General features: G+C 46.8%; 12 protein-coding genes and 1 pseudogene. 11 read left to right on the top strand and 2 right to left on the bottom strand.

The features are described from left to right. From ABT56_RS01680 to ABT56_RS01660, 5 genes are all read left to right on the top strand, one after another. On the top strand, positions 1-711 hold the full coding sequence (locus ABT56_RS01680) for a tetratricopeptide repeat protein (RefSeq protein WP_047877103.1): 711 nt from the start codon (positions 1-3) through the stop codon (positions 709-711). A 36-nt stretch (positions 712-747) separates the two neighbouring features. Then, the gene (locus tag ABT56_RS01675; protein ID WP_047877102.1) at positions 748-1,248 is read left to right on the top strand and encodes a TadE/TadG family type IV pilus assembly protein; all 501 of its coding nucleotides are present in this window, start codon (positions 748-750) and stop codon (positions 1,246-1,248) included. Continuing rightward, positions 1,248-1,796 (top strand): tight adherence pilus pseudopilin TadF, encoded by a 549-nt coding sequence (tadF, locus tag ABT56_RS01670; protein WP_047877101.1) that lies wholly within the window; start codon positions 1,248-1,250, stop codon positions 1,794-1,796. Before ABT56_RS01675 ends, tadF begins: the two co-directional genes overlap by 1 nt. A 100-nt stretch (positions 1,797-1,896) precedes the next feature. After that, positions 1,897-2,268: a hypothetical protein gene (locus ABT56_RS01665; protein WP_169753871.1), complete on the top strand. Its 372-nt coding sequence runs from the start codon at positions 1,897-1,899 to the stop codon at positions 2,266-2,268. Positions 2,269-2,325: 57 nt separating this feature from the next. Continuing rightward, positions 2,326-2,973 carry an OmpA family protein gene (locus tag ABT56_RS01660; RefSeq protein WP_047877099.1) on the top strand — a complete coding sequence of 216 codons (648 nt, stop codon included), beginning with the start codon at positions 2,326-2,328 and terminating at the stop codon, positions 2,971-2,973. Between the two features lie 643 nt (positions 2,974-3,616). On the opposite strand, the gene ABT56_RS01650 is transcribed toward ABT56_RS01660, so the two are convergent. After that, a complete protein-coding gene (locus tag ABT56_RS01650) occupies positions 3,617-4,783 on the bottom strand; it encodes a Card1-like endonuclease domain-containing protein (RefSeq protein ID WP_047877097.1) in 1,167 nt (388 codons plus the stop codon). Between the two features lie 570 nt (positions 4,784-5,353). Here ABT56_RS01650 and ABT56_RS01645 point away from each other — a divergent pair. The 6 genes and pseudogenes from ABT56_RS01645 to ABT56_RS01625 all read left to right on the top strand — a co-directional run bounded on the left by ABT56_RS01645 (position 5,354) and on the right by ABT56_RS01625 (position 14,994). Beyond that, positions 5,354-5,965: a hypothetical protein gene (locus tag ABT56_RS01645; protein WP_047877096.1), complete on the top strand. Its 612-nt coding sequence runs from the start codon at positions 5,354-5,356 to the stop codon at positions 5,963-5,965. Between the two features lie 79 nt (positions 5,966-6,044). After that, a complete protein-coding gene (locus ABT56_RS01640; RefSeq protein WP_047877095.1) occupies positions 6,045-8,141 on the top strand; it encodes a flotillin family protein in 2,097 nt (698 codons plus the stop codon). 73 nt (positions 8,142-8,214) lie between these two features. After that, positions 8,215-10,251: pseudogene (locus ABT56_RS24635) on the top strand (DNA repair ATPase); the annotation flags it as partial. Positions 10,252-11,316: 1,065 nt separating this feature from the next. Further along, positions 11,317-13,197 carry an AAA family ATPase gene (locus ABT56_RS24630; protein WP_420835116.1) on the top strand — a complete coding sequence of 627 codons (1,881 nt, stop codon included), beginning with the start codon at positions 11,317-11,319 and terminating at the stop codon, positions 13,195-13,197. Then, positions 13,178-13,903: a phospholipase D-like domain-containing protein gene (locus ABT56_RS01630; RefSeq protein WP_047877094.1), complete on the top strand. Its 726-nt coding sequence runs from the start codon at positions 13,178-13,180 to the stop codon at positions 13,901-13,903. Before ABT56_RS24630 ends, ABT56_RS01630 begins: the two co-directional genes overlap by 20 nt. Positions 13,904-13,932: 29 nt before the next feature. Then, entirely contained in the window at positions 13,933-14,994 is a 1,062-nt protein-coding gene (locus ABT56_RS01625; RefSeq protein ID WP_047877499.1) for a toxic anion resistance protein, read from the top strand. Between the two features lie 100 nt (positions 14,995-15,094). Here ABT56_RS01625 and ABT56_RS01620 read toward each other — a convergent pair whose 3' ends face one another. After that, entirely contained in the window at positions 15,095-15,736 is a 642-nt protein-coding gene (locus ABT56_RS01620; protein ID WP_047877093.1) for a LysE family translocator, read from the bottom strand. Between the last annotated feature and the right edge of the window lie 35 nt (positions 15,737-15,771).

Raw genomic sequence — 15,771 nt, 5'->3', positions numbered from 1 at the left:
ATGAAAAAACAAATTTTAATTATGTTGTTCGTTTTTTTGTCTGGATGTAGTCAATCGGGAGTGAGTGATAATCAGTTATTCTTAGAAAAAATGGAAAAGGCCGGGAATGTGACGGGCATGATAGCCTCTTATAAAGAGCAGTTGCAATCTCAACCGGATAATTATCATTTATTGAAAATGTTGGCAGAACTCTATTATAAAGCAGACGACCTCGAATCTTCGATGTTTTATGCCAACCATTATGACAGTATTGTAAAGGAAGATAAAGATATCCTGTATTTGAAAGGGAGAATTCATGATGACTTAGGTGATTATTCGACGTCCATTAGGTTTTTTGAGCAAGCAGAGGCATTGGGAGAGGGAACACCCGAATTCTATATTCGCTATGGTATAGTTTTAAGTAAATTTGGTAAGTATTCCGAAGCAGAGAAGCAATTTAATATTGCTAGATTACGAGGGGATGATGACATTACAATAAAGAATAATCTTGCTGTACTGTATTTGATGCAAGCGAAATACCAGGATGCTATCGAGATATTGTTGCCATTGCTGTCTCAAGCTAGAGACAATAACAAAGTGAAAATTAATTTGTCTATTGCTTTGATTAAGCAAGGACAAGACAAGCAAGCATACGATATATTAAAGCCATTATATAGTGACGAGCAATTGCGAGTACTATTTCGTATGATTAAAGAGATGAAAAATGTGTGATCAAATAATGTCATTTTAATAATGAGGTTAGTAGTTATGGTTAAGGAAGTCGCGAAGAAACGGGCACTACAGAAGGGAGTTATTGCCATAGAGGTTTCTTTGTGTTTTCTTATCCTTGTTTTTACAACTTTTTTTATCTTTGAAGTATGCTATCAAATTTTTATTACAACACTAACCGAACATGCATTACGTGAAACGGTCAGGGAAGCAAAGCAGAATATATTAGAGCCAATACAAAAAGGAGAACCATATAATGAAAATAATCTCTTTCATGATAGCATCAAAAAAATCTTTTTAGATGAAAGTAGCCTTTGGCACTTCATGATTGATAAAAATAATTATGACATCCAGATTGACTATTTTTATTCGTATCCAGATTTTATTAATGATTACCAATCTCAAAACCTAAGTTCTCCTTTAGCTGAGGTAACATTAACGTATCAATATCAACCCATGTTATCGCTATCAGAAAGTTCACCATCTTCCATTATGCGTACAGTGGTTGTGAATTTAGCCGACAGTGGAAGGGGGAAGTGATGAATCGTCATAACTATCGAGCACGAGGATCTTTTGTCATCGAGTTTGTTTTTGTCTTGATAGCTCTGTGCTCGATATGCTTTTTTGCTACCGATTTGAGTCAACGGCTCTTACTACGCTCGCAGTTAGATAGTGCGGCTTTTTCTTTAGTCAATATATTAAAAGAACGGACGCGTTATTATTCGGTTGTTTCAGGTAATACTCAATTTGTTCGTTACATATTGAATAACAATGATTTGAAAGAAATGCAGTTATTAGCATCACGAGTACTGCATGTTCCCGAGCAAAACGTTGCATTAAGCCTTGAATCCAACGTTGATAATGATATTCAGCAGCTAAGTAATGATGTTTTTGATCGTTGGGGGTGTCAGCCAGCAATCTTGATCAATGAACATGATGCACTAAGACCTCGAAAAGATGATGGCTCTTACTTTCCGCTGTATCAGCTAACTTTATGTGTGCGCCATGATGGGTGGTACCTGCCTTTTGTCAGTGGCCAAAAGGATTCGATGATTATTACCTCAAGTGCGGTTAGTGCAGGATGGTGAAATGAAAATATACATTCATAAACAGAGGATTAGCCGACCATTAAGGTGTTATCAACGGGGTATTGCGGTTATATGGTTAATCTTGTTGTTAGTACCCATTATGGGATTTGTGATTTTAGCGGTGGAGGGCACAAGGTATATTCATGAAAAAAGTCGTATTGAAGATGCTACGGAAATGGCAGCATTTGCGCTGATTCTTGAAGATAACGTGCAATCTGCTCCGAAAATGGCTCAGGAATATATTCGAGCTTATGTACGCGATATTGATGATCTGAAGGTGGTGATAGAGCGTGATGTGTTGCCGGCTAATCCTGGATTGCAAGCATCTTCAAGGGTGCGATATACAGTGACAGCACAAACGATGCACCAGTCGTGGTTTCATAGTGACATCATTCCATCTTTTCCGGAAAAACAAACCGTGAAAGGGTCTTCACAAGCCATAAAGAGCGTATCCATAACCAAACAGGAATGAATAAGATAGGTATGAGGGTACAAAACTGTAAAACTTAATAATAGGGATGACAGTACGATGAAGACATTAATATTGATATTGACAACTTGCTTTGCTCTCTCTGCTTTTGCTGAAGAGAGCATGGAGAAAACGTTGGTTGAATACTGCAACACATCCACTTATTCCGTTCAGCACGAAGTAATGATTGATGATGTGGTGGGATTAGGTCATCATCGCAATGGCTTTTTGTTAGTAAGCCAAGAATCTGATGATCCCGATATTGCTGTATACTTATTATCTTTATCTGAAGAGCTTGGATTGCCGAATAAATGCCTTGAATATCTTAATGGCAAACAGCTTTTGACTATTGATCAGGATGGAATTCCTGCATCACTATTGGCTCGTATATATTTTGATTTTGATAGGGCAAGCTTAACTCCGGCTTCAAAAACCATTCTTTCCCGAGTCGCTGAAAGGTTACGACAGTCCCCGAGGATTATTTCGCTAGATGGACATACCGATAGCGTGGGATCATTACAGTATAACTATGCACTAGGTCTAAGGCGAGCGAACAGTGCTGCGATCTATTTGAAGAAAGCGGGTGTTAATGGGCCGCAGTTACATATTGAAAGCTATGGCGAGACTCATCCCATTGCAACTAACTCTAGTGAGCAAGGACGGCAGTTAAATCGGCGTGTTGATGTTTCATTTGGGAACGATAAGTAGCAATAAGGGTATAAGAATACGCTAATGTGCGAGATAAACATATGCGACAAGGCCGGAGAGGAATGGCATTAAGTATATGCCTAAAAAACCGAGGTACATAATAATGCCATCGCTGCCTCTGGTTTTTATCAAGTAGTGTGGCAAAATTATTGGCCATACAAAAAACATAAAAGCACCAAAATTGAATGGAGGCCCATAATTCTTTATAGCGGCCTCTTTTTTCGCCCATATCGCGATACTGATAGCGAATATAAATCCCCAGAGGCTATCAGATGTATCTGATACGACTTCGCCATTGGTATTCAATATCACTTGAACGATGGTGTAATTTATAGATAGGAATAACAGAAATATAATCATCCTTGTTGTCATTACATATTCCAAAGAGAGGGGGGAATTAGATCATCTTACATGTAGTGGTAATGAGTGTCATATGTATGGTAGCGAGATATGGTGAAAATGCGACGGATAAATAATGACAATGTAACGGTCAGCGAAGGTTAACAGGGTAAAGGGCAATAGTTGATAAATTTATTATTTTCTTGGTTTATAGATGAGAGTGGAAATGTGGTGTAAGAAGGTCTTTGGAATAATAAACAGGAGCCATAAAGCAGCTCCTGTTTCTAGATGGTTAGTTTATTGTTTATGCAATATTATGACTTTGGCCGCCGGCACCAATAAACCAATCGTGTAGGTAGGATTGCAGTTCCCCAAGTTGATCTGGGCCGATGATGGCGAGTCCAAGATCTTGTGCCCGCATCAGGTCGTGATGGCGTAGAGGGCGGAAACTAACGAGCATAGCACGTGCCTGCAGTCCGCCCAGAAGGTCTCGCAGAGATTCGAGCTTGTACAGAGTGTCATCGCCATCGTCTCTCATACCTTTGGTTTTGCATTCAATGATATGGAGCTTGTTGTTTACCACCGTTGCCACATCAAGCTCGTTGCGCACCTCACGGTCACCAATTTTTCGGTAGACCTGAACGCCTAGAGAGTGGTCCTGAATTGTCGGTAGGTCATTTTGAATAGCTCGAACCGTACTGTGGACAAGGTTTTCCAACCATTCACCATTGGCAAAACGGCGGGCTTCTTCATGTTTGAAGGTAAGCACCCCGTTGTTGTAGGTGGCTAGGCCAGTCTCCTCGAGATCATTGATTAGCATTGCAAGCTCTTTGTAGCCTTGCTGCTTGTCACTTAGTTCGACATCGAGTTTTTGTTCTTTGCGGCAGGTTGTAGCAAGGTAGTTGAGCGTCGCAAGGCCAGGGCCAAGTTCAAGCGCGGAGCTTGCCCAGCGTTGTCCTAGTTCCCAAAGCTGATCGTTGAGTGATTCAGGGACTTCTGATTCCGGGAACTCGCAGCGCGCACCGAAGATGGTGAGATAGTCAGTCAGTTGGATGCGGTCTTCAACCTGTTGTTGTTTGCGGTCAGCCGGGTAAAGCCAGCACATCTCGTCGCTAAACGGCTCAATGACGTAAATCGGCCAGTGGTAGGTTCGGAAAATTTCGTAGGCAGAGAGCAGACGGTGGCGAAGGCCACAGCTGGCATTGAACCACACGTCACCTTCTTGTTGCTTAAGGTCTTCAGCTAGCGCCATGACTTTGCTACGAATACAGCTGATATTGATTGAATCCGGAATAACGAAGAATTCTGCGTCAATATCGCGGGGGGTCAGAATGGATGCCAGTCGATCGTATTGCTCGCGCTGTGATTCTGTACCTAGAAAAATCATCTTGTCCGCAGGGATACCATGGTCAAGAAGCGGGGTGATCAGTCTTACTGGGTCCTGATCGATGATGCCAACATGAGTAATCATAATTATCCTTAGCGTGTGTGTGACTCGTGCCAGCTCATTAAAAGTGTATTCAAAAGTCGGGCCCGGGCAACAACGTCTTTGTGTACACGCTGTCAGTTGTCTTTATAACTATATATGGACAGTGAAATTGTAATTCAAGGTTCCGATTACAGTTATCACTGATAACGGTTGGACTTCAGTATGCTGTTCACATGCTTAATCCATTTTTTGAAGCAACTTGGATATATAACACTAATCTGCCCGTGTGAATGTCTGTGTTCTGTCATACTTTGTCAGCATAACAAGACAAATGTTCCCCTCGAGAGGGTTAAGCATGTATCAGGTGGTTCAAAAAACAACACTAGTGGCTTGTTTTGAGTAATTATGCGTCGCTTGCATTGTTTTCAATGAAATCAACTCAATATCAAAGGAGCTTCAGTGAAAGAGTATAGGTTTATTTTGTTTATCCATAGCATTATGGGTGTGATGTGAACCGCAATTGTTCAATTGTTTTATTTTAGGCGTTATGTTACAAAAGGAATCATATTAATATGGCTTAACATCAAGCTGTAAATATAATCAAGGATGTCAATGTTGATTGATTTTTTTGCGGTATTGACCGGATTTCCGGTTATTGTTTTTTTTGCTCCGTTTTGTATATTTTCTCTATTGATGATCATCGATTTAATGTTTGATCTTTCTGATGGAAGTTTAGGAGATACGGATGCTGTTGATGTCGATGCAGGTTGGGCGACAAGGTTGTTTTTGCCCCCGATTGTCTCTCAGGTTCCTATCTTTATTGCACTGACTATTACCACGTTTTTTGCCACAATAATTGCCTATTATCTGGAAATATACCTATTTGGCATTCTTCCTGAAAGTTTTTCCTATCTTGTGACGATTCCTTCTCTTTTTGTCGTTTTCTATAGTGCTTTATATATAGCGGCATTGACATTGAAGCCACTCGCCGTCGTTTTCGATACCAATAAAGCCTTTGTGACGATTAACTATGAAGGAATGCGAGCTACAGTCAGGAGCAGTAAGGTTTCTTCAGAGAAAGGGGAAGTCGTTTTATATCAAGGCGCGAGTGAAATACAACTGGATGTATATAGTTGTGGGGATGAAGATATTAATTATGGCGATGAGGTAATTATTGTAGCCAAACATCCCGATGAAAATAAGTTTCTTGTTGCCAAGTTATAAAAAATACGCATTGTTTATCAGATTTTGCAGAGTGGCTATCAACGTCACTTCTGCTATTTAAACGTTAAGGAGTTATGTAATGGCTATATCACCAAGCATGATATTTATTCTTGCGGGTGTCGGAATTTCGTTGATTATTTTGTTGTTCCTGACATCTCGGTATAAAAAAGTAAGAAATGAAGGTGAGGCGCTGATTGTTAATGGCGTTGACCGAACCCGTGCTTCCTTAACCGGTACGTTTGTATGGCCGATTGTTAACCGCGCCGAATACATGGATATCACCCGTAAAAAGATTTCAGTTATTCGCAGTGGCCGCAAGGATCAGGAGGGTGAAGAGTACGAGGGTCTGCACTGCAAGGATAATATCCGAGCTGACCTCAAGGTTGATTTCTATATCGGGGTGAACCATGAAGAAGACGATATTGTCAGGGTTGCAAAGTTATTCACAACGTTAGGGGCTTCGGATCAGGAGCGCCTTCGTGAACACTTCCAGCCAAAATTTTCAGAAGCATTGAAGACGGCTGTAAAGCAATTTGATTTTGAAGAGTTGCTGACTAATCGCCGTGCTTTCCGTGATGCTGTCGTTGATGTTATTGGCAGCGAGATGGATGGCTTCAAGATCTACGATGTGGTTATCGATAAAGTTGATCAAACACAGCTTGATGCCCACGATCCGAACAACATCCTCGACGTTGAGGGGATCCGTAAAATTTCCTCAATTACTTCGCTGAAAAATACCGAGACTAATGCAATCCGCCAGGATGAGCAGACGTCTATCAAGAAGAAAAATGTCGAAGCTGAAGCCAACCGCCTGCAGCTAGAGAAGCAAGAGCAGGAAAGTATCGCGCGTACTGAACGTGAAGTCTCTATCATCAAGGCACAAGAGCATGCCCTGTCTGAAGAGAAGCGCCATGAGTATGAGCGAGTGGCCCGTCTGGCTGAGTTGGAGACAGAAGAAGAGGTTCGTAAGAAGCAAGAAAGCGTCAATATGGAAGTTGAGCTGATCCGAATTGCCAACCAGCGCCAGATTGCAATTCAGGATGAAGAGCTTACTCGCAGTATCGAGATTGAGAAAGTACGTACGGCTTCTGAAGTTGCCCAGCGTGATATGGCAAAAGAAACCACGATTGAAGATTCACGTAAATCGTTGGCTGAAAGCCGCTCTCAGCGGGTGGAAATTGAGCGTAAGATTGCGCGCGAAGAAGAAGAAACCGAGAACCTGCGTACGGCCGAGCAAGTAAACCGTGCCAAGAAAGTTCGGATGATCGAGGCCGAGGCAGATGCGGAAGCCAAGCAGCTTGAATTGATTGTTGCGGCCAAGGCTGAGAAAGAAGCAGCCAAAGAGCGTGCCGAGAGAATGCTGATTGAGAATGAAGCGCAGATGAAGGTGCGTACTCGAGATGCCGAGAACGAGCTTGCAGTGAAGAGTCGTTTGGCCGAAGCAGAATATGCGCAGAAATCCAAGGAAGCTGAGGCTGAATTTTTCCGTCTTGAGCGTGAGGCGGCAGCGAAAGAGCGGATGGCTCAGGCTGAGAAAGAGCACATCAGTGCAACTGGCTTGGCTCAGATAGAAGTGGACCGCGAGCAGACTCAAGTGATTCGCGAGCGTGGTGAGGCCGAAGCCTTCACGTTGCAGGCTGCCGGTGAAGCTGAAGCCAATGCAATGCGTGCCAAGGGGCTGGCGGAAGCTGAAGCACAAACAGCACGCTTTGAAGCTGCCCGTCAGTACGATGACCAAACACGAGAGCACGATAAGTGGGTTATGCAGCTTCAGCAGCAGAAAGAGCTGGAGATTGCCCGTATTGACGCCCAGCGTACAGTGAATAGCGAAAGTGCTAAGGCGTTGGCCCAGGCACTGGCGGCTGCGGATATCAAACTATTTGGTGGTGAGGGTATGGAGCAGTTGCGCCGTACTGTTCTGAATACCGAGATGCTGGATAGCCGCTTTACTGATTCGGAGATCCTAGCACCGCTGGTCAATGAGTACCGCAATGGTAGTCGCAGCCTGCCACAGGATATCAAGGATATTTTAGAGAAAACGGATCTTAAATCAGGGGACGTTAGCAATATTGCACTGGCCAACTTGCTGAATTCAGCGGCGGGATCTGGCAATGATGTGCTTTCCAAACTGAAACGGACACTGTCTGGTGATGATAGCGAAACGCTGGATAGTTGATGGATAGGTAAACCATTAAGCACCCCTGTGTCATTGCATTGGCACGGGGGTGTTTGATTGAGGAGGGCATAGAATGACAGAGATTACAGAAAATACGGTCGACAAAGCAGTCAGCGAGGGTGGAGCCTATGAGGTTCTCAAGTCTCGGCTTTACCAGCAGGGTGAAGCCCTGAGAGGACTGGCAGATACTTTTAACCAGTCACGCAAGGAGACATTCGGCGGCAGTGAGTTTACCCTGATTGGCAAAGCGAATGTCCAGACAGATACTCGGTGTATGCCTGTTGATATGGCCCAGGTCAACGGCCAGCTGCTGTTTGGCTATCAGGTCTATATCGGATTAAAGAGCCAGCCGTCGCTTGATGATGTGTTTGGCTTGTACAGCCTGTCAGAAAATGACGGGACTTATCGCATGGATCCAGTGGGCTTGGAAGGTTCGTTCCTTAATGACCCTCAGTTCGTGCATGAATTCAATGAGCTGTTTACATATTATAAAGATGCGCGTCTCTCGCAGATTTCCCGACGCGAAAGCATGCTTTATATCGCTTTTCAGATCGGCATGCGTGCCGAGGACCGAAAGGTATTCCGGTTTGATATTGGCAAGGCCTCCGTTCGCTATCTCGACGCCCTGGGTAATCAGGATCTCATCGGTGCCGTCCAGCATGACTTTGAGTGGGTGTCGACCACGCGCGCCGACCATGTTATCGGTACCCATTCACACGTCTCGGTGAAAGATCGCCTGTTTGTTGAATGTATCGGCGGTGATCTCACGATCAAGGTCGAAAACAATACCGATGAAGGACTGGGTATTTACCGGGAGTTAGTCGATGACCCCTACCAGACCATTATTGACGCTGAGATTGCCTATGCCGATCTTGGGGATTTAATTGTGCTGAAGGTACTGCCGAATCGCGAGAAGCAGTATCGTTATTTTATCTATAACTCACTGAATGATCAGGTTGTTCGTGCTGATGCTATTGGTCATTGTGCCAAGCTGTTGCCTGAAGAGCACGGTATCTTATACTCGCATGGTTATGTGTTGGCTCATGGTGAGGACAAACAATTTGATGAGCCTTGGCAGGGGCTGCGTTTTTTCAAACAGGTATCATCGCCAAACGGTGAAGACCAGCTTTATTTCTTTTTTGATGTCGATAAAGGCTCCTATGTCATCTACACCTACAACTTGATCGACAAGGCCTTTTCTGCCCCAATTCATAGCCATGGCTATAGCCTGTATCCTGATGGCCGAATGCTGATTTTCCGGGTGTCGGAAAATGCCGAAGCAGCAACAATCCACCCTCTACGCATTTGGCAGACCCCGTTTACCGATGCGGAGCACTATGCCCGGCAAGATAGGCCCGGGGCAGATTCATTTCTTTCTAATTTAGGCAATACCGAGCTGGTCAGGGCGTTGTCGGCCTTGTTGTCTATTTGCCAGTTGTCTCGTACCGAAGAAGTAAGCCAAGCGATCTACGAGTCCTTGCTGAAAACATGCCAAACCACGCTTGATCATTATGATTGGCTGATGCATCCATCGGCATTGAAGATGGGGGCTGCCGTTAATCAGTTGATGGAAACGGCCAACCTGATCATCGATGAGTTCGCCAAGGTTCGCCAGCTTCAACTGCATGCAGAAAGTGCGTTAGAGCAGCAGCAGAGTGTTGTTCAGGCGGTGGTAAGCGAGCTGAAACTCGCATCGAAGGATGATGCGACCGTATTGCTGTCGTTACTGGCCAAGGTGAAGGCTGAGATCGGTAATGTGATGGCGCTTCGTCAGTACCGTTACATGGAAGAGGCTGCGGTCGATACGCTTCAGCAATCACTCGATGAGCAGCGGGTTGAGCTTAACAGAGTATTGCTTAATTTATTGCAGAACGAAAAAGCCTATTTGCCTTACAAGCAAGATATCGCGGCCATCGAAGAGCAGTTAGGCTCGATAGAGAAAACGACCGATTTGGCGTTGTTGCAGAACAAAGCCGAGTCGGTGCGTACAGCGATTGCGCTGGTTACTGAGGAAGTGGCGGATATCGAGACAGACGATCCGACGATGTCGACACGTATTCTCGATCTGACCACTGAGGTTACCGCCAAGCTCAATGCATTGTCGGCAAGGCTGCGGCAGCAGTTCCAGTCCCTGCGTGGGGGCGAGGCAAAGGCCGAGTTCAGCGCCCAGTTCAAGTTGTTGGCCCAGTCGGTTAACAGTGCGATGGAGCAGGCCACAACCCCCGAACAGTGCGATGAGCAGCTGGCCAAGCTGATTGGGCAGTTGGAGAAGTTGGAATCCAGGTTTGCCGATTACGACGAGTTCCTTGCTGAGATCTATGCCAAGCGGGAAGAAATACAGTCGACCCTTGAAGGTCACAAGCAGCAATTGGTCACCGCCCAGCAGCGACGGATCCAGAATCTGTACCAAGCGGCCGATGTGACATTCAAGAGTATCGAAAAGCGGGTGGCCCGGTTTGAGAATGTCGCTGAGCTCAACAGCTATTTTGCTACCGACAATATGGTGCACAAACTCAAAAAGCTGTCGGGTACGATTCGTGAGCTGGGGGATAGCGTCAAGGCTGATGCCCTAGACGGTCGGATCAAAGCTGCTCAGGATCAGGCATTGCGCGCATTGCGTGACAATCAGGATATTTTTGAGCAGGGCGGCAAAGTACTGCGTCTTGGCAAGCACCGTTTCAGCGTCAACCAGCAGCCGTTGGAGGTCAGTCTGGTTGAACACGCCAGCCAGTTGAGTTTGCACATTGGTGGGACGGACTTTTACGAACCAGTAACAGATGATGAATTTCTGGCTTTGCAAAGTGCCTCCCGGCTTGATGTCGCCTCGGAAACCGACACCCTATACCGCGCTGAATACTTGGCCTTCAGCTTATTGCATGCCGCTGAGCAGCAGCGGGAGGGGATCACGCTGGCAGCACTTGTTGACGCGAGTCAAAAGGGAACCTTGCTCAAGTTGATTCAGGACTACGCCGCCCCGAAATACCGCGAGGGCTATGTAAAAGGGGTTCATGACCATGATGCCGAGCGGTTATTGAAGGCACTCTTACCGTGTTTCGAACAGGCTGGGTTGTTGCGTTATTCGCAGGCAGTACGGGCCAGTGTGTGGTTATGGTTGATAGTTCAGCCGCAAGATATATTGGAACAATGGCGCAAACAGGCTCGTAATGCATTGCTTATGTTGCAGCATTTGGCTTCGCAGGTTTCTTTTGATGCCCTAAAGCAGCAGCTTGCTCTGCAAATAGAGAGTGTGAGCCTTGAAGGGGGCGAGAGCTTGCTGGGCGGTGATGAAGCTGCCGATGTTTGTGCCGAATATGCGATTCATTTGCTCGGACAGGAACGTTTGCAGGCAGAAACCAGCCGAGATGCCGTTGAATTATGTGACAGTTACCTGAGCTTCCGGCGCAGCTTGGGCTGGCAGCCGGAAGGGGAGGAGTGGCGAGCCCAATTCACGGATCATCTGCTCTGGCTGGGGGCATATACGGCCAAGCAGGGAGAGGGGCAGCCATTTGTGATCGAGGCGGCGGCTTTGGCGACAATGCGGGATAACGGCATGTTATTGCTCAATCCGGTGGATTTTTCTCTGCAGTTAACGGTTAATGGCTTGTTGGGGGAGCACCCGCTTGTTGAGCAGGGCAGCCTGACGCTGACGCTAGATACCTTCTTGCTGCGAGGGTATCACCATAATAACCATACCTTGCCGAATTATGAGGCGTACATTACTCAGCGTGCGTCCTTGCTGGAGCAGGCCAAGCAAACGTTGCGCTTGGGCGATTTCAAAGCTCGGCCATTGACATCATTTGTGCGGAACAAGCTGATCTCCGAGAGCTACTTGCCGTTAATCGGTGATAACTTGGCGAAGCAAATGGGCGCGATGGGGGATGCCAAGCGTACCGACTTGATGGGGATGCTATTGCTGATATCACCTCCGGGTTACGGTAAAACGACGCTGATCGAATACGTTGCCCATAAACTCGGCTTGGTCTTTATGAAGATCAATGGGCCGTCGATTGGTCATGAGGTGACCTCGCTTGATCCGGCAGATGCGCCGGACCAGAATGCTGCCCGCGAAGTAGAGAAGATCAACCTGGCCTTTGAGATGGGCAACAACGTGTTGCTTTACCTTGATGATATCCAGCATACCCATCCGGAGTTCTTGCAGAAGTTCATATCACTCTGTGACGGTACTCGTCGCGTTGAGGGTAGCTGGAAAGGCAAGAGCAAGACCTACGATATGCGGGGCAAGAAGTTTGCCATCGTGATGGCGGGTAACCCGTATACCGAGTCTGGCGAAGTGTTCAAGATCCCGGATATGCTGGCCAACCGTGCGGATATCTACAACTTGGGCGATATGCTGTCGGACCAGCGAGAGGCCTTCGAATTGTCATTTATTGAGAACTCGTTGACGTCTAATCCGGTACTGGCTCCTCTGGCAACCCGTGACCTCGGTGATTTGTACAAGTTGATTGCTATGGCTCGCGGCGAAGAGATTGCGCTCAGTGATTTGACCCACCCTTATTCGGCCACTGAAGCGGGGGAGATCACCGCAACCCTCGATAAGTTGATGAAGGTCCAACAGACAGTGCTCAGGGTCAACCAGCAATATATTGCCTCGGCAGCGATGGCCGACGAATACCGGGTTGAGCCGCCGTTCAAGCTGCAAGGTTCTTACCGGAACATGAATAAGCTCTGTGAGAAGATCTCGCCGGTAATGACAGACGATGAGATCCAGACCTTGCTAGTTGACCATTACCAAGGGGAGGCCCAGACCTTGACGGCCGGTACCGAGGAGAACCTGCTCAAACTGTCACAGTTGCGCAATGCGATGGATAGCGATCAGCAAGCGAGGTGGCATGAAATTACCGAGGGCTACCGCCGTCGCCAGCAACTGGGCGATGGGGAAGACCGGGCTGGACAGGTTGTCCAGCAGATGCTGGTACTGAACCAGAGCGTCGCGTCGGTAGCACAGAGCTTAACCCAGGGACACAGGTATGCGATCTCTAACGAAGGGCATACAGAGCCAGACAAGGAGAGTAATAATGGCAAAAAGGGATATTGAAACGTTGCTGGTACGCAGTTTTGATGATGCCAAACTTGATAACCACGAGCGTCGCGATTTGGCCGACGCTCTCGAAGAGGCGGATCTCAAGGCTGATGGTATTTCTTACCTGCGCAACCGGGCCTTTTCGCTGGTACAGCAGAGCATCCGTGATGGGGATGACGGGCAGAAAGGACTCAAGTGGCTTGAGCAGGTCATGAAGCAGTTAGACAAGGCTCGAGGAGGGAATGAGGTTGTGGTTGCCGAGTCATGGTTTTCGCCGGGTAACTGCTGTATTGATGGAATTCGTAATCAGTTGAAATTTGCCCGTAATAGCGTGGATATCTGCGTGTTTACTATTGCCGATGACAACTTGACCGACGCTATTCTTGCCGCTCATCACCGCGGGGTTAAAGTCAGGATTATTACCGATAACGATAAGGTGAATGACTCGGGGAGTGATATTGATTATCTGGCTCGTCACGGTGTGATGGTGAAGGTTGATGAAACGCAGTATCACATGCACCACAAGTTTGCGATTTTTGACAATTCCCGATTGATAAACGGTAGTTTCAACTGGACCCGTAGTGCATCTAAATTCAATTCTGAAGATTTGACCATGACTAATGACAGCCGCCACTTGGCGGCGTTTACCCAGCATTTTGACCAACTTTGGCGGGATTTCCCGCTTTATGGTCGAGAGTCCGCTTTGGGAGAGACGTTATGAAACAGGATGTCAGCATACCAGAAAGACAAATGTCGGAAGAACTGAACGTCGCCAGCCGTCTTAGTGAGAGCGAGCAGGCGCAGGCAAAGCAGATTGCCGAGGCGTTCAATCCGTTTGATACCGTGTCGACGTTGGTTTTCGGCAAGGAGGCACTGCAGGGCATTACCGATTTTTCGGATCGGGTACTCGCCGGTGTTAGGGCGAAAGACACAGGGGAGGCCGGGGATATACTCCACGCGATGGTCTCTAATATGAGCAGCGCCAGCTTTGATGAGCTGGGTAAATCGAGCTTTTTATCGCGGCTGCCGTTGATCGGTGAGCTGTTTCAGTCCTTTGGAAAATTTGTAAAAGGGTTTGATTCAGTCAAAAGCCATTTGGATGAGCTGGCGAGCAGGCTTGAAGCCCAAGAGGTAAAACTCGCCATAGATATCCAACAGCTTGATGGGCTGTATGAGGAAAACCTGACGTTGCTGCAACAGCTGGATATCTATATTTATGCGGGGCAGTTGCGGCTGGCGGTGCTGAAGGATCAGGAGCTGGTGGCGTTGAGATTGAAGGCCGAGCAAAGCGATGATCCGCTTGATAGCCAGGCTTACCGCGATGCGGTGCAGGTAATGGGGCGCTTGGAAAAGCGGGTGCATAATTTGGCTTTGGCTAGAATGGCGGCAATTCAGGCCGCTCCGCAGATCCGGTTGTCGCAAGAAGGCAACAAGATGTTGATGGAGGACATTCAAGATATTGTGCACAACACTTTGCCGCTATGGAAACGCCAGTTCCTGATTGCGATTTCCAATTACGAGAAAGAAAAGGCATTGAAAGTCACGCGCGCGGTGAAGGACTACACCAACAAGCAGTATGTGCAAAATGCCGAGAAGCTCAAGGCATTGGAAGAGCAGATCGCCGAAAACTATCAACGGGGTATTCTGGATGTTGAGTCTCTTCAGACAGTGAACCAGCTAACGATCGAGACGCTCAACAATACGCTCAAGCATGTTAAGGAAGGTCGCCTTAAGCGCCAGCAGGCTGACAAAGCACTGGCACAGGCCGAGCAGGAGCTCAAGCTTGCGTTGCAGGACACATTTGATAGTTAGCTGTGATATTCGTGCTGCTGTGCGTGCAAAAAAAGCACTGGTTGGCGATATAGAGGACAATAACGAAAAGGCCGCAGAGAACTGCGGCCTTTTTTATCTGTTAGTTTACGCTGGGTACTTGCGAGGCCAATAGCCAGATAGCCAGTAGGAAAAACACCAAGCCCATGAATTTGTGCTGGTTGGTACGGAACTTTTCGTTCTTCAGTAGCGATTGCCCCAGACTACCGACAGTTGTGACTAGAAATAGGTTGAACAGAAGTCCTAGAACGTTCAATAGTAGGCCAAGTACCAGCATTTGCTCGCCAGAAGTGGCTTGTATCTGGGTAGAGACAAATTGTGGCAGGAACAGAACAAAGAAGATCAGAGCTTTGGGATTGAGCAAGTTACTGATTACGGCACGGCGGTAGAGTGTTGCGGCAAGGCTGTTGCTCTGCTCGACTTCTGGCGCATCGGAAGGTTTGGTGCGCATGCAGTCCCAGCCCATTTTCAGCAAATAGGCACCGCCCATAATACGGAGTACCTCTAGTGCGATTGGATTCATTGCAATCAGCGCAGATACACCCATAGCTGCGAGCATTGTCAGGATCAGGCCAGATGTAGCGTTGCCGAGACTAGCAAAAACCCCTACTTTTTTTCCATAGCTTAAGCTAGAACTGGCAATCAGCAACATGTCTGGACCAGGGATCAACAACAGGGCCAGTACGGCAGTAAGGTAAACAGGCAATATGGATAGATCAATCATGATGTTTGGCTATTGAATTCGGGTGGAAATGTCTA

Source organism: Photobacterium aquae (genome assembly GCF_001029445.1).
GTDB lineage: Bacteria > Pseudomonadota > Gammaproteobacteria > Enterobacterales > Vibrionaceae > Photobacterium > Photobacterium aquae.
Note: the sequence above shows the minus strand (reverse complement) of the source record. Positions and strands in the feature narration are given on the sequence as shown.